This is a genomic window from Amycolatopsis magusensis (genome assembly GCF_017875555.1).
GTDB classification, from domain to species: Bacteria; Actinomycetota; Actinomycetes; order Mycobacteriales; family Pseudonocardiaceae; genus Amycolatopsis; species Amycolatopsis magusensis.
Map to the genome: position 1 here is coordinate 5,564,204 of NZ_JAGGMS010000001.1, position 20,239 is coordinate 5,584,442.

21 protein-coding genes are annotated in these 20,239 nt (G+C 70.5%); 13 read left to right on the forward strand and 8 right to left on the reverse strand.

Annotated elements, in window-relative coordinates:
• Window positions 1-5: 5 nt before the first annotated feature.
• From JOM49_RS24890 to JOM49_RS24900, 3 genes are all read left to right on the forward strand, one after another.
• Window positions 6-758 (forward strand): isocitrate lyase/PEP mutase family protein, encoded by a 753-nt coding sequence (locus JOM49_RS24890; protein WP_209666650.1) that lies wholly within the window; start codon window positions 6-8, stop codon window positions 756-758.
• Window positions 759-1,103: 345 nt separating this feature from the next.
• Entirely contained in the window at window positions 1,104-1,475 is a 372-nt protein-coding gene (locus JOM49_RS24895; RefSeq protein WP_209666651.1) for a hypothetical protein, read from the forward strand.
• Complete coding sequence (locus JOM49_RS24900; RefSeq protein ID WP_209666652.1) at window positions 1,472-1,894, forward strand: roadblock/LC7 domain-containing protein; 423 nt, start codon at window positions 1,472-1,474, stop codon at window positions 1,892-1,894. The genes JOM49_RS24895 and JOM49_RS24900 overlap by 4 nt, the downstream gene beginning before the upstream one ends.
• Before the next feature lie 12 nt (window positions 1,895-1,906).
• Here the strand turns inward: JOM49_RS24900 and JOM49_RS24905 are convergent, their stop codons facing one another.
• Both JOM49_RS24905 and JOM49_RS24910 read right to left on the reverse strand, forming a co-directional pair.
• A complete protein-coding gene (locus tag JOM49_RS24905) occupies window positions 1,907-3,481 on the reverse strand; it encodes a succinic semialdehyde dehydrogenase (protein WP_209666653.1) in 1,575 nt (524 codons plus the stop codon).
• 13 nt (window positions 3,482-3,494) lie between these two features.
• The gene (locus tag JOM49_RS24910) at window positions 3,495-5,129 is read right to left on the reverse strand and encodes a GMC family oxidoreductase (protein WP_209666654.1); all 1,635 of its coding nucleotides are present in this window, start codon (window positions 5,127-5,129) and stop codon (window positions 3,495-3,497) included.
• 366 nt (window positions 5,130-5,495) lie between these two features.
• On the opposite strand from JOM49_RS24910, the gene JOM49_RS24915 reads away from it, so the two are divergent.
• The gene (locus JOM49_RS24915; RefSeq protein ID WP_209666655.1) at window positions 5,496-5,801 is read left to right on the forward strand and encodes a trypco2 family protein; all 306 of its coding nucleotides are present in this window, start codon (window positions 5,496-5,498) and stop codon (window positions 5,799-5,801) included.
• 12 nt (window positions 5,802-5,813) lie between these two features.
• Complete coding sequence (locus JOM49_RS24920; RefSeq protein WP_209666656.1) at window positions 5,814-8,540, forward strand: tetratricopeptide repeat protein; 2,727 nt, start codon at window positions 5,814-5,816, stop codon at window positions 8,538-8,540.
• A 175-nt stretch (window positions 8,541-8,715) separates the two neighbouring features.
• Here the strand turns inward: JOM49_RS24920 and JOM49_RS43840 are convergent, their stop codons facing one another.
• Window positions 8,716-8,838 carry a hypothetical protein gene (locus tag JOM49_RS43840; protein ID WP_281068330.1) on the reverse strand — a complete coding sequence of 41 codons (123 nt, stop codon included), beginning with the start codon at window positions 8,836-8,838 and terminating at the stop codon, window positions 8,716-8,718.
• Between the two features lie 128 nt (window positions 8,839-8,966).
• On the opposite strand from JOM49_RS43840, the gene JOM49_RS43255 reads away from it, so the two are divergent.
• Complete coding sequence (locus tag JOM49_RS43255) at window positions 8,967-9,323, forward strand: helix-turn-helix domain-containing protein (RefSeq protein WP_308158857.1); 357 nt, start codon at window positions 8,967-8,969, stop codon at window positions 9,321-9,323.
• On the opposite strand, the gene JOM49_RS24930 is transcribed toward JOM49_RS43255, so the two are convergent.
• Together JOM49_RS24930 and JOM49_RS24935 are read right to left on the reverse strand one after the other, a co-directional pair.
• A complete protein-coding gene (locus JOM49_RS24930; RefSeq protein WP_209671563.1) occupies window positions 9,270-9,815 on the reverse strand; it encodes a dihydrofolate reductase family protein in 546 nt (181 codons plus the stop codon). The two genes, JOM49_RS43255 and JOM49_RS24930, sit on opposite strands and share 54 nt — an antisense overlap.
• Window positions 9,816-9,947: 132 nt before the next feature.
• The gene (locus tag JOM49_RS24935) at window positions 9,948-11,330 is read right to left on the reverse strand and encodes an alpha/beta hydrolase (protein WP_209666657.1); all 1,383 of its coding nucleotides are present in this window, start codon (window positions 11,328-11,330) and stop codon (window positions 9,948-9,950) included.
• Window positions 11,331-11,440: 110 nt separating this feature from the next.
• Here JOM49_RS24935 and JOM49_RS43260 point away from each other — a divergent pair, with 110 nt between their 5' ends.
• The 5 genes from JOM49_RS43260 (at window position 11,441) to JOM49_RS24960 (ending at window position 15,140) form a co-directional block, all read left to right on the forward strand.
• Window positions 11,441-12,553, forward strand: coding sequence for a sensor histidine kinase (locus JOM49_RS43260; RefSeq protein WP_209666658.1), 1,113 nt, complete (start codon window positions 11,441-11,443; stop codon window positions 12,551-12,553).
• Window positions 12,550-13,188: a response regulator transcription factor gene (locus JOM49_RS24945; protein ID WP_209666659.1), complete on the forward strand. Its 639-nt coding sequence runs from the start codon at window positions 12,550-12,552 to the stop codon at window positions 13,186-13,188. Before JOM49_RS43260 ends, JOM49_RS24945 begins: the two co-directional genes overlap by 4 nt.
• A gap of 79 nt (window positions 13,189-13,267) precedes the next feature.
• The gene (locus JOM49_RS24950; RefSeq protein ID WP_209666660.1) at window positions 13,268-13,678 is read left to right on the forward strand and encodes a hypothetical protein; all 411 of its coding nucleotides are present in this window, start codon (window positions 13,268-13,270) and stop codon (window positions 13,676-13,678) included.
• Between the two features lie 52 nt (window positions 13,679-13,730).
• The gene (locus JOM49_RS24955; RefSeq protein ID WP_209666661.1) at window positions 13,731-14,720 is read left to right on the forward strand and encodes a hypothetical protein; all 990 of its coding nucleotides are present in this window, start codon (window positions 13,731-13,733) and stop codon (window positions 14,718-14,720) included.
• Window positions 14,721-14,774: 54 nt separating this feature from the next.
• Window positions 14,775-15,140, forward strand: a complete 366-nt coding sequence (locus tag JOM49_RS24960; RefSeq protein ID WP_209666662.1) for a DUF1330 domain-containing protein — start codon at window positions 14,775-14,777, stop codon at window positions 15,138-15,140.
• A gap of 24 nt (window positions 15,141-15,164) precedes the next feature.
• Here JOM49_RS24960 and JOM49_RS24965 read toward each other — a convergent pair whose 3' ends face one another.
• The 3 genes from JOM49_RS24965 to JOM49_RS24975 all read right to left on the reverse strand — a co-directional run bounded on the left by JOM49_RS24965 (window position 15,165) and on the right by JOM49_RS24975 (window position 18,258).
• Window positions 15,165-15,830, reverse strand: a complete 666-nt coding sequence (locus tag JOM49_RS24965; RefSeq protein ID WP_209666663.1) for a hypothetical protein — start codon at window positions 15,828-15,830, stop codon at window positions 15,165-15,167.
• 143 nt (window positions 15,831-15,973) lie between these two features.
• Window positions 15,974-17,755: an aa3-type cytochrome oxidase subunit I gene (gene ctaD, locus JOM49_RS24970; RefSeq protein WP_209666664.1), complete on the reverse strand. Its 1,782-nt coding sequence runs from the start codon at window positions 17,753-17,755 to the stop codon at window positions 15,974-15,976.
• 107 nt (window positions 17,756-17,862) lie between these two features.
• Complete coding sequence (locus JOM49_RS24975) at window positions 17,863-18,258, reverse strand: ATP-binding protein (RefSeq protein ID WP_209666665.1); 396 nt, start codon at window positions 18,256-18,258, stop codon at window positions 17,863-17,865.
• A gap of 204 nt (window positions 18,259-18,462) precedes the next feature.
• Here JOM49_RS24975 and JOM49_RS24980 point away from each other — a divergent pair, with 204 nt between their 5' ends.
• Together JOM49_RS24980 and JOM49_RS24985 are read left to right on the forward strand one after the other, a co-directional pair.
• Window positions 18,463-19,308: an MEDS and STAS domain-containing protein gene (locus tag JOM49_RS24980; RefSeq protein ID WP_209666666.1), complete on the forward strand. Its 846-nt coding sequence runs from the start codon at window positions 18,463-18,465 to the stop codon at window positions 19,306-19,308.
• Window positions 19,305-20,237 (forward strand): anti-sigma factor RsbA family regulatory protein, encoded by a 933-nt coding sequence (locus tag JOM49_RS24985; protein ID WP_372444074.1) that lies wholly within the window; start codon window positions 19,305-19,307, stop codon window positions 20,235-20,237. Before JOM49_RS24980 ends, JOM49_RS24985 begins: the two co-directional genes overlap by 4 nt.
• Window positions 20,238-20,239 lie beyond the last annotated feature (2 nt).

Sequence of the window (20,239 nt, forward strand, 5' to 3'; positions counted from 1 at the left end):
CACCGATGACCGAACTGAAGGACCTCGCCGGGCGGCTCCGCGAGCTGCACACCGGGGACCTGCTCGTGCTGCCGAACGTGTGGGACGCGGCGAGCGCCAGGACCGTGGCCGACGTGGGTTTCGCCGCGATCGCCACGGCCAGCGCCGCCGTCTCTGCCACGCTCGGCTACCCGGACGGGGAAGGGGCGCCGTGGCAGGAGATGTTCGCCGCGGCCGGGCGCATCGCCCGCGCGGTGTCCGTGCCGGTCACGGTCGACGCCGAGGCCGGGTACGGCATGCGGCCGCGCGAACTGGTGGACCGCCTGCTGGAGACCGGCGCGGTCGGCGCCAACCTGGAGGACACCGACCACCGGTCGGGCGGCCTGGCCGAGGCGGGTGCGCACGCCGAGTGGCTCGCGGGCGTGCGCGCCGCCGCCGGGGAAGCCGGTGTGCCGATCGTGCTCAACGCCCGCATCGACGCCTTCCTGCCCGGCCGCGGCGTCGCCGAAGAGGACCGGCTGGCGGAGACGGTCCGGCGGGGACGGCTCTACCGGGAAGCCGGGGCCGACTGCCTGTACCCGATCGGCGTGCGCCGGAAAGCCGACCTCGCCGCGCTGGTCACCGAACTGCCGGGGCCGGTCAACGGCAACACCGGCGACGAGCTGGACCTGGCCGCGTTCCGGGAACTGGGCGTGGCCCGGGTTTCCTACGGCCCGCGGTTCCACTTCGCGGCGATGGCGGGCCTGAAATCCGCCGTCGAGGAACTGAAACGCGCCTGAGGACATCGGCGGTCACCCTCGGACCAGGTGGCCCGGCACTGGGACAATCACGGCCTTCTCCCGGTATCCGGTGCACTTCCCACTGTTCGCCTATTCCACAGTGGACTGGATAGTACCCGGCGGATCATGCCGATGCGTTCGTCCATTCCGGACATTATTTTCCGGTGATCTTCGCTCTGGTCCGGCCGGTGTGCCGTTGCTACACTTCGGACTCGGTTGTCGGCCGCTCTGGGGAGCCTGCGAGTGACACCTTCACTGGTGCGCGGCCTGCCGCCGGTCGCGCGAATCCGAATCCCGGGCCGCGGTGCGCGCCCCGGTCGATCAAGGAAGCTGGGCTGGGCGAGGATGAAGATCGATGAAGCGTTGCGTGGTGCCATGGCGGTGGACGGTGCCCTGGGCATCGCGCTCGTGGACTACCAGAGCGGCATGGTGCTGGGGCAGCAGGGCGGCAACGCGCTGCTCGACCTCGAGGTGGCCGGCGCGGTCAACACCGACGTCGTGCGCGCGAAACTGCGGGCCATCGAGACCATGCAGCTGGAGGAGGTCATCGAGGACATCCTCATCACGCTGGGGTCGCAGTACCACATCATCATGCCGCTGGACCGGCACACGCCCGACGAGAAGCTCTTCCTCTACCTCGTGCTCGACCGGTCGCGCGCGAACCTCGCGCTGGCCAGGCACCAGCTCCGCCGGCTCGAGCAGGCCATCACGGTATGAGCGCCGAGACGCAGCGCCGGGAGATCCGGCTGCGCGACCCCCAGGTGGTCGGGGAGTTGCTGGACCGCGCGTGCGCCGAGGTCGACGACGTGCGGCACGCGGTGATGACCAGCCGGGACGGCCTGGTGATCGCCGCGGACAGCGGTTCCCGCACCGAAGGCGACGGCGAGGCGACGATCGCCCTGCACGGTTCCGCGCTGGCCGCCGCGGCGGCCAGCATCGGCGACCACTTCAGCGGCCTGGTGTCGCAGGGCCGCCTGCAGTCCACGGTCTTCGAAGCGGAACGGGGCTGCGTCGGCGTGTTCCCGATGAGCAGCACGCTCCTGCTCATCGTCACCAGCATGCCGTCGGTCACCCCCGGCCGCTTCACCGCCGCGGCCCGCCGGGTGGTCTCGACCATCCTGCAGCCGGACCGCTGAGGGCCCCGAGGATCACCGGATGCGGAACTTCCGCATCATCTTCAGTCCCGACAGCATGCTCCTGACGTATTTCTCGTGGTCCTGCCCGGGTCGTGGCCCCATGACCTGCTTCTTCAACACTGCCAGGTTCTGCACGTCGGTGTACTTGAGCAGACCCTGATCCCCGTGCCTGGCACCGACACCGGAGGTCTTCACCCCGCCGGACGGGGTGCCCTTGGCGGCGTAGGCGGTGGCGAGGATGTCGTTGATGTTGACGTTGCCGGATTCCAGGCGGGCGGCGACGGCGCGCGCCGCGCCGAGATCGCTGCCCCAGATCGACGCGTTGAGGCCGTAGTCGGTGTCGTTGGCCAGCGCGACGGCTTCGTCGACGGTGTCGTACTTGTGCAGCGCCACCACGGGTCCGAAGGTTTCGGTGACGCCGCAGACCATGTCCTTCGTGACGCCTTCGAGGATCGTCGGTTCGAAGAACGCCGGGCCGAGGTCCGGTCGCGCCTTGCCGCCGCAGAGCACGGTGGCGCCCTTGGCCACGGCATCGTCCACATGGGACTGGACGCGGCGCAGGTGGTCGACGGAGACGAGCGAACCCATCTCCGGCCCGAAGTCGTAGGCGGCGCGGACGTCGAGCGCTTCGGCCCTGGCCACGAACGCGGTCTTGAACTCGTCGTAGCGCGAGGCCGGCAGGTAGATCCGTTCGATGTGCATGCAGATCTGCCCGGTGTTGCCGAAGGCGCCGAAGATGGCGCCCTGCACGGTTTCCGCCAGGTTGGCGTCCTCGAGCACGATCATCGGGTTCTTGCCGCCGAGTTCGAGGCAGCAGCCGATGAGGTTGCGACCGGCCCGCTCGCCGATCACCCGGCCGGTGGCCGTGGAGCCGGTGAACATCACGTAGTCGGCCTGGTCGATGAGCGTCGGGCCGACGTCGGGGCCTTCACCGCACACCACCTGGAACAAACCCGACGGCAACCCGGCTTCCTCCAGCAGCTGGATGCCGTAGAGCGGCGAGAGCGCGGTCTTGTTGTCGGGCTTGAGCACCACCGCGTTCCCGGCCATCAGCGCCGGGACGGCGTCGGAAATGCCGGTGGCGAACGGGAAGTTCCACGGCGCGATGATGCCCACGACACCCTTGGGCTGACGGATCTCGGTCGAGCTCGTCAGGAACGGCACCGGCCCGCCGCGCTTGGTCGGCGCCAGCAACCTGGTGGCCCGCTTGAGGTAGTGGCTCATCACCATCACCGGGTCGCAGGTCTCCTCGATCGCCATCTGCCGGTTCTTGCCGCTCTCGACCTGGATGAGGTCGGCGACGGTCCGCGCGTGGTCGACGAAGATCGTGTGCGCCCGCTTGAACACCGCCAGGCGCTCCTTCAGCGGGGTGGCCGCCCACTCGCGCTGCGCCGCGCGGGCGACGGTGAACGCCTGCTCGATGTCGGCGGGCGTCGACTGCGGCAGCTCGACGAGGGTGTCTCCCGTGTAGACCTCGGTGAGCTGCCAGGTCGCGCCGGACGAGCCGGGCACCCTGGCGACGAGCCGCCGCAGGAGCGCGTCGGTGGCCGACGCCGGACGGGTGAGCGCGAGCGGGGTGACGGTCATGGACTTCTCCCGGTCAGTGGGCTCGGTCGCCGAGGACGAGCCGTGCGCCCATCTCGCCGATCATGATGCTGGGCGCGTTCGTGTTGCCGCCGGTGATCGACGGCATGATCGAGGCGTCGCAGACCCGCAGCCCGTCGACCCCGCGGACCTTGAGATCGGGGCTGACGACGGCGAGCTCGTCGACGCCCATCCGGCAGGTGCCGACGCCGTGGTACACCGAAGTCGCGCGGTTCAGGATCGCGTCGCGCAACTCCTGGCCCCGCAGGTCCTTGCCGGGGTGGATTTCCTCCTTGACCGCGCCTTGGAACGCGCCCGAGGCGAAGATCTCGCGGGCCATCTCCGAGCCCTCGCCGAGCACTTCGAGATCGGCCGGGTCGGCGAGGTACTGGGGGTCGATGAGCGGGGGCGCCGAGGGATCGCCCGAGGCGAGCCGCAGGGTGCCGCGGCTCTTCGGGTAGATCAGCGTCACCAGCACGGTGAGCGCGGTCCGCTTGTCGACGTCGTGCCGGATCGGCGCGTCCTGGTTGGGGGAGACATACGCCCACGGCAGGAGGTGCAGCTGGAGGTCGGGGACCGCGCCGGCCTGGGAGGTCCGGAGGAACGCGACCGCTTCGAACACCGAGTTCGCCAGGAACGTGGTGCCGGGGCGCAGCAGTTCCCTGGCCAGGCCGCGGGCGAAGTACGGTGGTGTGCCGGTGTTCCGGCTGGAGGAGACGTGGAAGGTCAGCGCGTGGAACATGTGGTCGTGCAGGTTGTCGCCGACGGGCAGGTCCGCGACCACGTCGATGCCGTGGCCCCGCAGGTGTTCGGCGTGGCCGATGCCGGAGAGCATGAGCAACTGCGCGGAGCCGACGAACCCGGCGGAGAGGATGACCTCCTTACCGGCGCGCAGCGTGCGCCGGGTGCCGTCGGCGTCGAGGACCTCGACGCCGGTCGCGCGGCCGTTCTCGATGAGCACCTTCCGCGCCAGCACGCCGGACTGCAGTTGCAGCGTCCGGGGTGCGAGGTCGTGGATGTAGCCGCGTGAGGCGCTGTAGCGCAGGCCGTCGGCGGCGTTCTGCTGCATCCGGCTGACGCCTTCTTGCGATTCGGCGTTGTAGTCGTCGAGGATCTTGCAGCCGATGGTGTCGGCGGTGGCCTGGACGAACTGCAGCGACCCCTCCTGGGGGATCTTGTTGCGGGTGATCCGGATCGGGCCGCCCGCGCCCCGGAACGTGTTCTCGCCGTCCTCGAAGTCCTCCATGCGCTTGTACGCCTCGTTGACGCTGTCGGCGTCCCAGCCGGTGTTGCCCTCGGCGGCCCAGTCGTCGAAGTTGGCGCGGTTGCCGCGGACGTAGACCATGCCGTTGATGGAGCTGGAGCCGCCGACCACCTTGCCGCGCGGCACCGGCATCCGGCGATCGAGGGCGTGTTTCTGCGGTACCGAGTACAGACCCCAGTCGAAGGGCTTCTTGAGCTGGGGAACCGCGTGCATCGGCCCGACCAGCCCCGGCTTCCGGACCATCAGCCGCTGATCGGTCCTACCCGCCTCGAGCACGATCACGCTGGCCCCCGACTCCGCCAGCCTGCCCGCGATCGCCGCCCCCGAGCTCCCCGACCCGACGACGATGTAGTCCGCCTCGTCGCCCCGCGGTGCCCTCTTCACCATGTCCGCTCCTCGGTCCGGCGCGCCAGCAAAACTGTAACCTGTTCTAGTTCCGCTACCGTAGAGCGTCCCCGCCCGCTCCGCAACGCCCTGCTCCCCGCCCGGGTGCGTGGTGGCCGGTGCCGTCGGGCTCGGGACCGTCTCGGTGAACACGCCGATGTCCACGCGGTCGCAGGTGGCGCCCTTTTTGTCAGTTGGCGAATAAATAACTTCATTTCGGCTGACTTGGAAACAGGCGCGCGGTGGTCGATGGAGCGCGCAAAAATAGCGCATTAATGCATCGACGCCGGATTTCACCTTGCAGTTGCGCAAAGCCAACTGCCATCCTCGACCTCCGTCGGCTCCGAATTCCTGCACGAAGGAGTGGTCATGGCTGGGCTCGAACTCGCTGCCACGGTGGCGGCCCTGCGGCGAGAACTGCTGGATGCCGCGGTGGCGGCCGAGGACGAGTCGGTCCTTTTCCCCGTGGGTGAGATCACCGTCGAATTCCAGGTGACGGTGACCCGCGAGGCGGAGGCGAACGCCGGGGTCAAGTTCTGGGTTCTCGAGGCCGGTGCGGCCGGATCTGTGGCGCGGGAACGGGTGCACACCGTCACGGTGACACTCGCGCCCCCGGTCGACCGGACCGGCGAACCGGTCAAGGTCTTCGGTGGCTCCCACGTCAAGACCGAGTGAGCAGTCCCCGTCATGGGTGGGCCGGTGGCCGCCGAGCAGATCGTCGAGGTGCTGGCCGAACAGGCCGGAGGTCGGCAGGTCGAGTATCGGAAAGGGTCCGGGCTGCTGGTTTCGGGCGCTCTCGTGCTCACCGCGGCCCACAATGTCAGCGGACGGGACGCGCGCTTGACGGTACGCAGCGCGGGAATCGAATATTCCGCCGCGGTGGTGGCGGCGGGCGGCGAGTCCGCCGATACCGACATCGCTGTGCTGGAGATCGACGACCCGGCGTTCCGGCGGGTCGCTCCGCCGATCGAGTTCTTCGCCATCGACCGGCTCTACCTGCGCAAGATCGTCAATTGCAAAGCCGTGGGGTTCCCGCTGTTCGGTGAGAAGAGGATCGACGGGACCGACCGGATCCGGCGGGACAGCGTTCAGGTGTACGGCTCCGTCAACTCCGGCTCCGGGCTGAAGAGCCGGCTGCTCACCCTGCTCGTCGACGACCACCAGCCGGAGGCGGGCGAGGACCGCTCGTCGTCCTGGCGGGGTATGTCCGGTGCCGCGGTGATCGTCGAGGATCCGACCTGGGGCGAGGGCGTCATCGGGCTCGTCGTGGAACACCCGCTCCGGTACGGGCCGACCGCGCTGACCGTGGTGCCCATCACCAACCTCGAGCGCGCCCTCGGCCGGGCGGCCGTCCGGGTGTGGTCCTTGCTGGGGGTGACCGATGCCTCCCGCTTCCCGCGGGTCCCGTCCGAGGCTCGCCTGCCGGTGCAACGGCGGAGCGTCGACGTCGACCTCGAACCACCGTTGGCCGACTTCACCGGGCACGGCGCCGACCTGCACCAGCTCGTCGACGCCGTGCTCGGCGGCCTCGCGCTGGGCGGCAGGCCGGTCGTCGTGGTGAGCGGGATGGCCGGGGTCGGGAAGACCACGCTGGCCACCCAGGTCGCGCACCAGCTGGCCGACCGGTTCCACCACGCCCGCCTGGTGGTCCGGCTCAACGGCCAGGAGGCGGACGAGGCCACGGTGAGCCGGCAGCAGCAACGTCTCCTTCGCGCCCTCGGGGTGAGCGACGACCAGGTCCGCGAGGTCGCCGGGCGCCCCGACGACCAGCAGGACCTTTACCTGAGCAAGCTCGACGCGGGTCCCAGCCTGGTGATCGTGGACGATCCCGCCGGCGAGGACGATGTCGCCAGGTTCATGCCCCGGCGCCCGGGTAGCGTCGTGGTCGTCACGAGCCGGACCGTGCTGCCCGACATCGACGGGGCTGTCCAGGTCCGGCTCAAGCCGTTCAGCGACGGCGAGTCCCTGATCTTCCTGGCCGGAATCCTGGGTCGGGAGCGGGTCAGCGCCGAGCCGGAGGCCGCCCGGCGGATCCTCGCCTCCGCCGGTGGCCTGCCCCTGGCGATCCGCCTGATCGGCGCCTTCGCCGCGAGTGCCGCGGGTGAGGGGATGCCGCTCGAGGAAATCGCCAGCATGATGGCCGAAGAAGGGACGAGACTCGACAGGCTGAGCCGGAAGGGACGAAGTGTGCGGGCCACCATCTTCGTGTCCTACCGCCATCTCACTCCGCCCACCGCCGTCTTCTTCCGGCGGATCTGCCTTCTCGGAGTCCCGGACTTCTCCCGCGTGCTCGCTGCCTCGGCTACGGGTTCGTCGACCGTGGAAACGATCGCGGCCCTGTCCGAGCTGACCGACGCCCACCTCGTGGAACACGTGCGCGGCGACCGCTATCGCGTCCACGACCTGGTCCGGCTCTTCGGTGACGAGGTGGCCCGAGCGGAAGAAGCCCCGGAAACCGTGCTCCTCGTGCGGGAGCGGTGGCGGCGGTTCTACCTCGAAGCCGCCGAGTGCTGGGACGACGAACTGACCGCGGAGGGGGAGCGGCCGTCACCGGCCGCCTTGGCCTGGTTCGACGTCGAGGAGGCCAACGTCGTCGCCACGCTCGTCGCGGCTTCGGCGGCCCAGGACTGGGAGGTCGTCTACGGTCTCGCAGTACGCCTGCGCCCGCCGCTGGCGTATCGAGGCAGGTTTCGCGAGTACGCCGAGATCGCTTCGGCCGGGATCGAGGCCGCGGAACGAGGCCGGTTCGCCGACCGCGCGCTCGGGATGCTGGTGCACCTCGCCGAGGCACGCCGCTACAGCGACCGCACGGACGGGGTCGACGAGCTGTACGAGCGCGCCGAGGCACTGGCGACCGCCGCCGGGGACGTGGACAAGCAGACCTGGATCGGCGTGCACCGGGGCATCTTCGCCATGGAGCAGGGGCAGCTCGGGGTGACCATGGGCCACTACGACCGGGTGGACGAGAGCTACCGGGAGCGGTCGGACGACGGGGCGCGGGTGTGGCTGTCCGGGCACTACATCGATGCACACCTCACCCTCGGGCAGCCCGCCCCAGCCGTCGAACGCGGGGAACTCGCGCTGGACCTCAGCCTGCGCCTGGATGATCCCGACTCGGTGGCGTGGGCACACAAGCACCTCGCGCGGGCACTGCAGGCCGCCGGGCGGTACCCGGAGGCGATCGACCACATGACCAGGTCGATGGAGCGCGCGGAGCAGACCGGGGACGTCGGGGCGCGGGTGGACTGCCTTCGACGGCTGGGGTGGATCGCCCGGGACGCGGGCGACCTCGAGGCCGCCGAGGACTACCTCGAGCAGGCGCTGCAGGGGGCCGAAGCCGCCGACATCCAGTTCCTGATCGAGGAACTCGGCGTGGACCTGAGAGACCTCCGGGCGCACCCGCCGCGCCGTTAGGATCGGCGCCTGGCCGGACCGGGGAGGGAAACGTGGGGCTGCGATTCGAGACGCGTTCGTCCGATTCGGGGTGGGTGGGCACCGTGTGGACGTGCCGGAGCGAGCGGGTTTCCGAGATGACGTCGGTCGCCACCGAGACGTGGGGGCTGGTGTTCTGGCGCATGCGGGGCCGGACCTACGCGGCCGTCACCGGGCCGGAGACGCGGGCCGGGACCGCGCCGGTGCCGGAGGACGCGTCGTTCGTGGGCATCCAGTTCGCCGTCGGCACCTCGCTGCGGGGCGTGCCCGCACCGGCCATGGTGGACAGTGGGATCGTCCTGCCCGACGTGACGAGCCGGAAGTTCTGGCTCGACGGTGAGCGCTGGGAGATGCCCGGCGCGGACGACGCCGAGGCGCTCGTCGCACGGCTCGTCCGGCACGGGGAGCGTGACCCGCGACCCGATGGTCGCCGACATCTGCCGCGGTTACCGGCCGGCCGTCTCGGAACGGACGGTGGAACGCCGGTTCCGGGCGGCGACCGGCCTCACCCGGGGCGCTGTCCGGCAGATCGAACGCATCCGCGCGGCCGCGGTGCTGCTGGCCTCGGGTACGGCGACGACCGACGTGGTCGGCATGCTCGGCTACTACGACGAACCGCACCTCGCCCGCGCCCTGCGCCGGTACGTCGGCCGGACGGCGCAGCAGCTGCGCGCCGGTGAGGGCGACGGTGCGATCGCCCTCGATCCCGGTTCAGCGCACGACGTCGTAGACCAGCTTGGTGACGCCGTTGGCGTAGGCGGCTGAGTCCCGCAGCCGCAGGTTCCGCCGGTCGCGGTCCTCCCGGCTGAACACGCTCTTGCCCGCGCCCAGCAGCACCGGGAACACCAGCAGGTGGTACCGGTCGATCAGCTCGGCCTCCGACAGCCGCCGCGCGAGTTCGGCGCTGCCGTGGATGAAGATCGCGCCGCCGTCGGACTGCTTCAGCTTCGCCACGTCCTCGGCCGACCGCAGGATCGTGATCGGCCCCCAGCCCTCGACCAGGGCGTCCTCGGTCAAGGTCGTCGAAACCACGTACTTCGGCAGTGCCTTGTACGCGGTGTGGTCCGCCGAGTCGGGCCAGGTCGTCGCGAAGGCGTCGAAGCTCCGGCGGCCGAACATCAGCGCGGTCGTCTCTTCGAGTTCCTTGCCCTTGAGCGAATACGCCTCGGGCACGAACTCCGTCTCCAGCACCCAGCCGCCGCCGCGGTGCCCCTCCACCTTGCCGCCGGGCGAATCCACCACGCCGTCCAGCGACATGAAGCCCGTGTAGATCAGTTCACGCGTCAAAGCTGCTCCTCCAGAAAGGCGGCGAGGCCACCCGGCCAACCGGTGCAGGCCACTTTAGGGTCGGCACGGGGGAGCGGTCTTGGACGAAACCGACATCGCGCGTCAGGCCGGGCAGTGGCTGTCCGGCGCGGGCAGCGTGGTGTCGCCGAAGTACCGCTGCACGAGCTGCCGCGTGCACGCGGACCGGGTGGCGGCGCCGTGCCCCATGCCGTCGTAGGTGACGAACACCGAGCCGGGCAGCTGGCCGGCGACGTGCCGAGCGCCCTGGTGTGGGGTGGAAGCGTCGTAGCGTGCGTTCAGCACCATGATCGGCGGCACGCCGTCCACGTCGAGCGGGCGTTGCGGGTTGCTCGCGGGCACCGGCGGGTTGATGCACAGTGTCGCGATGTCGTAGGCCGAAGAGCGCACATCCGGGGCCACCGCCCGAGTCCGGGCGGCCAGTCGTTCGGCGTCGGCGTAGGAAGCGAGGTCGTTCCGGTTGTCGGCGCACTGCAGGAAGATGGGCAGCGGCGTGGTCTCCGCGAGTCGCCGACCGGTGGGAGCTCCTTCGAGGCGCGCGATTTCGGCGGCCACCGCGGGCAGGTCCGGGCGGGTCAGCGGCGAAACGATCCTGCTGGTGAGGGCCGCCGGATCGACGATCTCGCCCGGCGCATCGGGATCCGGCAGGGTGCCTGCTTCGGCGCGGTCGAACAACGCGGAGAGCCGGGCGCGGACGTCGGTGTTGTGCAGCACGCACGCGGCGTCGGCGTCACACCATTCGACGAACCGGTCGAACGACTCCTGCCCGGCCAGCGCTCCGGTCACCGCGAACCGGCCGGAATCGACGCTGTGGTCGTACACCGCGTCCAGCACCAGGGTCCGGATCCGCTCGGGGAACCGCTCCGCGTACATCTGGCCCACCACGGTCCCGTACGACAACGCGTACAAGTTCAGCTCCTCCTCGCCGAGTGCGCTGCGCAACGCGTCGACGTCCCGTGCCACCTGCGTGCTGTCGAGGTGGTCGAAGATCGGGCCCGTCCGCTGACGGCAGTCCGCGCCGACGGCCGCCTGTGCGGACAGGAGTTCCTCGAATTCGGCTTGGCTGCGTGGTTCCGGACGGTCCAAAGTGGCCACCAGCGCCGAGTCGCAGAGCACCGGCGAACTGCGGCGGACCCCGCGCGGGTCGAAGCTGACCACGTCGAAGTGCTCGACGACCTCGGGTGGCAGCAGGACGCTCAGGATTTCCTCGTTGGTGACCGCGTCGACACCGGAACTGCCCGGCCCGGCGGGCAGGTACACGATGGTGCCCTGTTTCTCACCGGTGGCCGCGTGCCGGGCGACGGCCATGGTGAACCGGTCGCCATCGGGCTCGGCCCAGTCGACCGGGACCTCGACCTCGGTGCACGACGCGGCCCCGGCGCAGGAAGTCCATTCGACGGCCGGCATGGGCAGCACCACCACCGATCCGGCCACGGCGGTGGACAGGAGCAACAGACGGAGTTTCATGCGGTCCACAGTGGTCCTGGAAGACCGCGCGTCACCTCCCGCGCAGGGCCGGTGCCCGCCTCCTACCGCGGTAGGAGGCGGCTGGATCGGCGCGGCTCTACTGTCGGGGCGTGACGACCACGAAGTGGCTTCCGGTGCGTGTGCTGCCCGTGCTCGTGACGGCCGCCGACCTGGCTGTGCTGCACGGGCCGGTGCCGGTGACCTCGCTGGACTGGGTGCTCGGCCTCACCGCCGCCGTGCTGACCGGCGCCGGGGCGTGGCTGCCGTTGACCACGACCGTCGCGCAGTCGGCGTTGCTGCTCGCCACCGCCGGCGGGGCCGTGCAGGCCGCGATGCCGGTGATGTTCGTGCTCACGATGATCACGCTGGGGGAGTTGTGGATCCGGCGTGGGCGGTGGCCCGCCCTGTGCGGTACCGCGGCTTTCGTCGCGGCGCAGTTGTGGCTGTACGCACCGGCGTTCGACCCGCTGCTGACGCCCACGTCGCTGTTGCTGACCGCCGCGCCGCCGGTGCTGCTCGGCCTGTACATCCGGTCGGTGCTGGGCGTCGCGCTGGAGGCGGACCGCCGCCGCGAGGAGGCCGTCCTGGCCGCCAGGGTCGCCGAGCGCACGGCGATCGCCCGCGAGTTGCACGACCTGATGGCGCACCACCTGGCGTCGGTCGCCGTGCAGGTCGGTGCCGCCCGCCACGCCCTGCACGGCAGCGATGCACGCGTGGACGAGGCGCTGGCACAGGCACATGCCACCACCCGCGCCGGGCTGGGCGACCTGAAGCGGCTGATGACCGTGCTGCGGGACCCGGCGGCGACGACCGAGGGCAACGCGGCCGGTGCCTCCCTCGCCGACGAGGACGGGCTGCCTGCCGCGCTCACCGCCGTCGTGGAGCGCACTCGCGCGGCGGGCGTGGCGCTCGACGCGGAGATCGACCCGGCCGTGGCGGGCCTCGACTCGATCCGGCGCCTGGCGGTGCTCCGGGTCGTGCAGGAAGGCCTGACGAACGTGGTGAAGCACGGCGGCCCGCACGCCACACTGACCGTGCGGGCCGACGACGACGCCACCCGGATCGCGGTCACCGACGACGGGACCGGCGCCTCGTCCGGCGCGCCGGGCTTCGGGCTCGTCGGCATGCGTGAACGCGTCGAACTCTTGGGCGGGCACGTCATCGCGAGCGGCCGGAACGGCGGCTGGAGCCTGCGGGTGACGATCCCGGGAGGGGAGTCGTGATCCGCGTACTGCTCGTCGACGACCAGCGGCTGGTGCGTGCCGGCCTGCGGATGCTGTGCGAGGACTGCCCGGACCTGGAAGTCGTCGGTGAAGCGGAGAACGGCGAGGAAGCCATCCGCCAAGCGGGCCTGCTGACGCCCGACGTGGTGCTGATGGATCTCCGGATGCCCGGCGTGGACGGCATCACCGCCACCGCGCAACTCACCGCCGCGCGGCCCGCGGTCCGGATCCTGGTGCTGACCACCTTCGACGACGACGAGCACCTGTACCCGGCGCTGGCCGCCGGTGCGCACGGCTTCCTGACCAAGGACTCGCCGCCGGAGGACCTGCTCGACGCGATCCGCCGCACCGCCGCGGGGGAATCGCCGTTCAGCCCGCGGGTGCTGCGGCGCCTCGTGCGCAAAGCCGTTGGGGCGCACCAGAAGCCGGAAGAAGTGGTGGACCTGACCGAGCGGGAACGGGACGTGCTCGCCCTCGTGGCGGACGGACTGTCCAATGCGGAAATCGCCGCACGCCTGCGCGTGGCCGTCAGCACGGTGAAGACGCACATCACCAGCCTCATGACCAAAACCGGCGCGGACAACCGAGTCCGCCTCGCCCTGCTCGCCCACCGCCTTCCCCCGCGCCCGCGCTGAAGGCAGGGACCGGTCCCGTCTCCGGCCCGCATGCTCGACGGTGTCGGACACGTCGGACAACGGCGAAAGGGACAGACTCATGAAGCGAATCCTCACCACCCTGGTGGTCGCGCTCGGCATGGCGGCGGCCGTCACCCCCAGCGCGACCGCGGCCGACACCGCGTGGGTGCTGAAAACCCAGTACCTGACCAGCAACCCCAACGGCGGCGCCGACTCCTGCACCGAAAGCCGCCGGATCTACCTGGGCAAGGGCAGCTACAACTGGGGCCTGCGCATCGGCGGGAACCAGTGGGTCACCCGCGACATGGCCCTCGGCAGCGGCTGGTACCGCTGGCAAAGCTGCCTGAACCCCGAGTACGGCGACTACATCCACACGTCCACCCTGGTGCCGGAGACCGCGGGCTGGGACCCGGCGGCCACCAGCCGCAGTTCGGTGGTCAGCTCGTCCGGCAGCCACACGTGGGGCTCGTTCCTCGACCCGAGGTTCTAGCGCGCCGGCCCGGTCGTTGTGACATCGGCCGGGCCGCCACCGATCTCTACCGGTGGACGCTTCCGGTGAACAGCGCATCGACGTGCGTTTCGTCCTCAGTGGCCAGGATTTCGCCCTGAGTGCGGACGTGGTGACCGAACGGCTCCGGCATCGGAGGCCGGAGGAGATCCGCACCCACTGGGTCGAGGTCGAGGGGGTGCGTTTCCCGGTCAAGCAGGCGCTGGAGGCCGCGCTGGGGATCAACCGCACGGAGTTCACCTCCCACGCCGCCCTGCTCCAGTTCCGCAGGCTCGGCCTGGTCACCAGCCAGCGAACCCGTCCCGCGGGTGTCCCCGCCCGCCGCCCGGCCGCCCGGAAAGCCGCTCAGGTCAGCGTCGAGGAGGCGGGTGCCGCGTTCGCCACCCTGGTCGCGTTCCTGCGCCAGGCGCCGCTGACCGAGGGCGTCGGCGCGCTGGAGCACGCGCTGGTCGGCGTGGACGCGCACCGTGCCGAGGCGATCGGGAACGCCGCCGGACTCACCTCGGACCTCCTGGAGGCCGCGTTGATCGTGCGGACCAACGTGGGCCGGGTCAGCGACGTCATCCACGCCACCGTCATCGCGCTGGCCCTGCCGGTGATCCTGGAGGACGGCGAGACCGTGACCGAGCGCCCGTCACTCGGCCAGGGCAACGACCCGTCCAGGCTGTTCGACCTGGCGACCAACCGCCGGGTCGCGGAGTTCAAGGTCGCGGTGTGGTCGGGCGGGGACATGGTGCGCAAGCGGACCCTCGTCGCCGACCTGGCGCACCTGGCCATGGATGGCAGCGGACGACGGCCCGAGCTCTGGGCGGTGGGCACCGAACCGGCGCGGTTCCTCCGGACGAGCACCAGCCCGGTCGGGGAACTGCTCGGGCGCTCCTCACCGCACCTGCAACACCGGTTCACCCACCGCTACGGGACCTCCGCCATCCCGCTGCGCGAGTTCACCGCCACGCACGCGCAGCACGTCGAACTGCTGGACATCACCGACGTGGTGCCGGCGGTCGCCGCCACCCTGCGCTGACCGGCTGGTGATCTTGCCGATGCGGCCGGACCGGTTTGCCAGCATGATGGCGGGATGGCGATCGATCCCCGAGGTGCGGACCTGAAACGACTGCTCGCGGAGGACCCCGGCGGGCCGGTGGTGATGCTGAACCTGCTGCGGTTCGCCGAGGACGGGCTCGAGTCCTATGAGGAGTACGCGCGTCTCCTGCGGGAGAAGTTCCTGGCCCGGTACGGCGCGGAGATCATCTACGCGGGTACGGGGTCCACCGTGCTCGTGGCGGAGGACGGGCAGAGCTGGGACGCGGTGGTGATCGTCCGGTACCCGGATCGGGCGGCGTTCAGCCGGATGGTCGCGGATCCCGAGTACCAGGAGGTGACGCGGTTCCGCACGGTGGCGCTGACCGAGGCGGTGCTCCAGGCCACCGTGCCCTGGAGCTGACCCGCCTCAGGCCGCCCGGTGCCCTCAGCCGAGGCTGCCCACCTGGACCGGGAACGTGTGGATCGTGGCGAGGGTGGTGTCCGGGTCGTCCGGCAGCACCAGGTCGACCGGGTTCTGCAGCTGGTAGAAATCGCCCTTCGGCGGGAACTGGGTGAGCTGGCCGACGAGCACCGCCGGTTCCTTCGTGGTCAGCACCAGCGGCTGGTCGATCCGGGCGCCCGGCTGCACGATCTTCATGGTGAAGCTCAGCACCATGGTCTGCTCGTAGCGCTGCGGGAACGGCTGCGTGAGCTTGAGCAGGCTCTGGACCGCCACGTCGGCGTCCTCCTGCTCGATGAGGATCACGCCGCCGTCCTGCCGGGAGCCGTCGCCGGATAGTTCACCGGACATGCGCAGGCCCAGCATCCTCAACCGCACCGAGTCGGCCGGGCCGCCGGCGTTCGTCTCGGCGCGGAACGCGACCTCGCCCCGGAGGTCGGTCCGCACGTCGGTGCTCCCGATCCGCAGCCCGCTCTTGTCGGCAATCAGGCCGAGCGGGAACTCGGCGCCGGCCGGCGGCAGGCCCGCCTGCCGGGCGGCCAGTGCGGGCAGGCCGGTGGCCACCATCCCGCCGATGCCGAGCGCCGCCGCGGCGGCTCCCTTGAGGAAGTTCCGGCGGCCGGTGCCGAGGTGCCTGTCCGAGGCGGTCATGCGCTGTCCTCCACTGCTGTGATCGGAAACCTCCCCCGACGCTAAGTCGCTGATCAAGACCACGGGAAGCCCGGTTCAGCCACCTGGGTGGCCGGTGAACCTGATCGTGGTCGCAGGCGAGCGCGACGGGGCGGCACCGGTTCTCATCGGCCGCGCGGGTCCTCGCTGGGGCCCTGGTCCTCCGGCTGGGTCGCGGCGGCGGCGAGTTCACCGGGGTCGGCGGCCCGTTTGCCGCCCTTCGGTGTGCGGTGTCCTTCGTCGCGCATGCGCTGGACCATGTGCGGGTAGTGCAGTTCGAACGCCGGTCGTTCGGAGCGGACCCGGGGCAGGTCGAGGAAGTTGTGCCGCGGTGGTGGTGAGGTGGTGGCCCATTCCAGCGAGTTGCCGAAGCCCCAGGGATCGTCCGCTTGGGCGGGTTCGCCGTAGCGATAGCTGCGCATGACGTTGTAGAGGAACGGCAGCACCGAGAGTCCGAGGACGAACGAGGCGACGGTGGAGATCAGGTGCAGGGTGGTGAATTGGTCGGTGGCCAGGTAGTCGGCGTAACGGCGTGGCATGCCGGCGCTGCCGAGCCAGTGGTGCACCAGGAAGGTGCCGTGGAAGCCGAGAAAGGTGAGCCAGAAGTGCAGTTTGCCTAAGGGTTCGTCGAGCATGCGGCCGGTCATTTTGGGGAACCAGAAGTAGATGCCGGCGAAGGTGGCGAAGACGATGGTGCCGAAGAGGACGTAGTGGAAGTGGGCGACGACGAAGTAGGTGTCGTGGACGTGGAAGTCGATGGCGGGTGAGCCGAGCAGGATGCCGGTGAGGCCGCCGAAGAGGAAGGTGACCATGAACCCGACCGCCCACAGCATGGGTGTTTCGAAGGACAGTTGGCCGCGCCACATGGTGCCGATCCAGTTGAAGAACTTGATACCGGTGGGCACCGCGATCAGGAAGGTGAGGAAGGAGAAGAAGGGGAGCAGGACCGCGCCGGTGGCGAACATGTGGTGCGCCCACACGGAAAACGACAGCGCGGTGATGGCGACGGTGGCCCAGACCATGAGTTTGTAGCCGAAGAGCGGTTTGCGGCTGAAGACGGGGATGATTTCGGTGACGATGCCGAAGTAGGGCAGGGCGACGATGTAGACCTCGGGGTGGCCGAAGAACCAGAACAGGTGCTGCCACAGGATCGAGCCGCCGGTGGCGGGGTCGAACACGTGCGCGCCGAGGTGGCGGTCGGCGAGTAGCCCGAACAGGGCGGCGGTGAACACGGGGAACGCGGCGAGGATGAGGATGCTGGTGAACAGGATGTTCCAGGTGAAGATCGGCATCCGCCACATCGTCATGCCGGGGGCGCGCAGGCAGACCACGGTGGTGATCATGTTGACCGCGCCCAGGATCGTGCCGAGCCCGGTGATGATCAGTCCGGTGACCCAGAGGTCGCCGCCGACGCCGGGGGAGTAGGTGGCGGTGGACAGCGGGGTGTAGGCGAACCAGCCGAAGTCCGCGGCACCGCCGGGGGTGAGGAAACCGCTGACGGTGATGATCGCGCCGAAGAGGTAGAGCCAGTAGGAGAAAGCGTTCAACCGCGGGAACGCCACGTCCGGTGAGCCGATCTGCAGGGGAAGGATGAAATTGGCGAAGCCGAAGACGTTGGGGGTGGCGTAGAGCAGCATCATCACGGTGCCGTGCATGGTGAACAGCTGGTTGTACTGTTCGTTGGAGAGGAACTGCAGGCCGGGGACCGCCAGCTCGCCGCGCATCAGCAGGGCCATCAGCCCGCCGATGAGGAAGAACGCGAACGAGGTCGACAGGTAGAGGATGCCGATCTGCTTGTGGTCGGTGGTCCTGATCAGCCGCAGCAGCATGTTCCCCTTGGGGCCGCTCTGCCGGGGCGGGTGGGGCACGAGCGGCGTGAGCACCGGACGTGGATTCGTCTGGGTCATGTGAGCGGTCCCGTTCGTCGACGCCGGAAGGACGCCTGGCGCGGTGAGGCGCGTCGGCCAGGACCGGCTACCCCGCCGTCCCGCCGGTAACCGGATCCGGGCCGGAGTTACGGGAGACCGACCTGCGACCACGTCATGCGCAGCGCGGTGCCGCGCTCGCCTGCCTGCACCGCGACCTCGTCGGCGAGGGTCTTGATCAGCTTCAGCCCGCGTCCCCGGGTGGTGTAGCCCTCGGCGTGCGGGGTCGGGGTCCGCCAGCTGCCGTGGTCGGACACCACCACGATCACGCTGCCCTGGTGCGGCCAGGCGCGGACCTCCATCGGCCCGTGGTCGCCGCGGTAGGCGTGGTCCACCACGTTGGCCATCGCCTCGTGCACGGCCAGCGCGAGGTCCTGCACCTTGTCGTCGTCCAGCCCGAGCGCGCGGGCCCACGAGGTGATCGCGCGGCGCAGGACGGTGACCTCGGCGGCACAAGCTGAGACGACCCGGTGCAGCACGGTCACCGGCGGGACTCCGGCCAGGTTCCGGGGCGCATTTCTCCCTCATGATGCGACATGGTTCTCGGTCACCTGCCTCAGCCCATTACCCCGGGTGGGGGAACACAAACCCCCTTCAGCTCACCACAGCGGGCGGATCCGCGCCACCGCGGGGGGATGCTTCGAGGGGTCTTCGTTGTCCGCGGCGCGCATGCGAGCTAGCCTCGTGCGGTGCGATCGTCAGGCTGGGTTGAACACGCGCGTGACCTGGGCCCGCAGGGCCACTTGTGCTGGCGGTACGACGAGCCGGCGCAGTTGCGTCCCCGGGTCGGGGAGTTCCTGACCGAGGGGCTCGAACTGGGCCAGCGCGTGCGCTACGTCGGGTCCGCCCCGGTCGAGGACCTCCTCGCCGACTTGCACGAGGTCGACGGCATGGACGAGGCGCTGGCGCGAGGGGCGGCACAGGTCGTCTCACTGGACGACGTCTATTCGGCGGACGTCCCGGTCGAGCCCGTCGCCCAGGTGCGGACCTACGCCACGGCCACCGACGAGGCGCTCGCGGCCGGGTTCACCGGGCTGCGGGTCGCCGCCGAAGCCACCCCGCTGGTGCGCACCCCGGCGCAGCTGACCGCGTTCGCCCGGTACGAGCACCTCATCGACCAGTACATGGCCGGTCACCCGTTCTCGGCGATGTGCGCCTACGACGTGGGCCAGCTGGGCGAGGACGTGGTCGAACAGCTCGCCTGCCTGCACCCGAACACCAATCAGGGCACCGTCGGTTTCCGGTTGCACGCCTCCCCCGGCGCGGCGTTCAGCGCCAGCCTGAAGGGGGAGCTGGACCTGTCCACCGAGGAACTGCTGAGCACCGCACTCGACCGCGCCGAACTGCCGCTGCGCGGCGGAGAGCTGGTCCTCGACGTGGGAGGCCTGGACTTCATCGACCACCGCAGCCTGCTCCAACTGGCCGAGCACGCCCGTCGCCGCGCCGCCGGGCTGGTGCTGCACGCGCCACGTCCCGGCCTGACGCGGCTCACCACCCTGCTCGCGCTCACCGACGTCCGGATGGCCCACGCGTGACCGCCACGATGCCCCCGAAGCCGGAACCGTTCGTCCACCCCGCGTTGTTCTACCGCTCCGACGCGGAGTACCTGGAAGGCCTGGTCCCGTTCGTCACCGACGGCCTGGACGCCGGTCAGCCGGTCGCCATTTCGGTGCCCGGCCCTCAGGGGCGGCTGCTCACCGACGCGCTCGGCCCCGCGGCCGAGCGGGTGCACCTGCTCGACATGACCGTGGCCGGGCGCAATCCGGGCCGGATCATCGCCGGGGTGCTGCGCCGCTTCGCCGACCGCCACCGCGACCGGCACGTCCGGATCATCGGGGAGCCGATCTGGCCCGGCCGCTCCGCCACCGAGTACCCGGCCTGCGCCCAGCACGAAGCGTTGATCAACGCGGCGTTCACCGGGCGCGACGTCACGATCGTCTGCCCGTACGACGTGGCCGGCCTGGAGGCGAGCGTGCTCGCCGACGCCAGGCAGACCCATCCGCTGCTGTGGGAGGGCGAGCAGCGGTACCCGAGCGCGGACTACGCCCCGGACGACGTGGTCGCCCGATACAACGAACCGTTCCAGCACACGGGGGACGCGGAGGTCCACCTCGTGGCCACCGCCGCGGATCTGTCCCCGGCCCGGCGGCGGATCGCGGACCGGGCCCGGACACTCGGCCTGCCCGCGGCCCGCATCCCGGACCTGGAACTCATCGCCACCGAACTCGCGGCCAACAGCCTCCAGCACGCCGGTGCGCCGTGCGAACTGCGGCTCTGGCGCGAAAACGGCGAGATCGTCTGCGAAGCCCGTGACACCGGGCAGCTCACCGACCCGCTGGCCGGCCGCCGCCCCGCGGAGGGCTTCTCCGGCCGCGGCCTGCTCCTGATCAACGATCTGGCCGACCTGGTGCGCACGCACACCAGCGCGCAGGGCACGACCATCCGGGCCTACCTCCGCCCCTGACC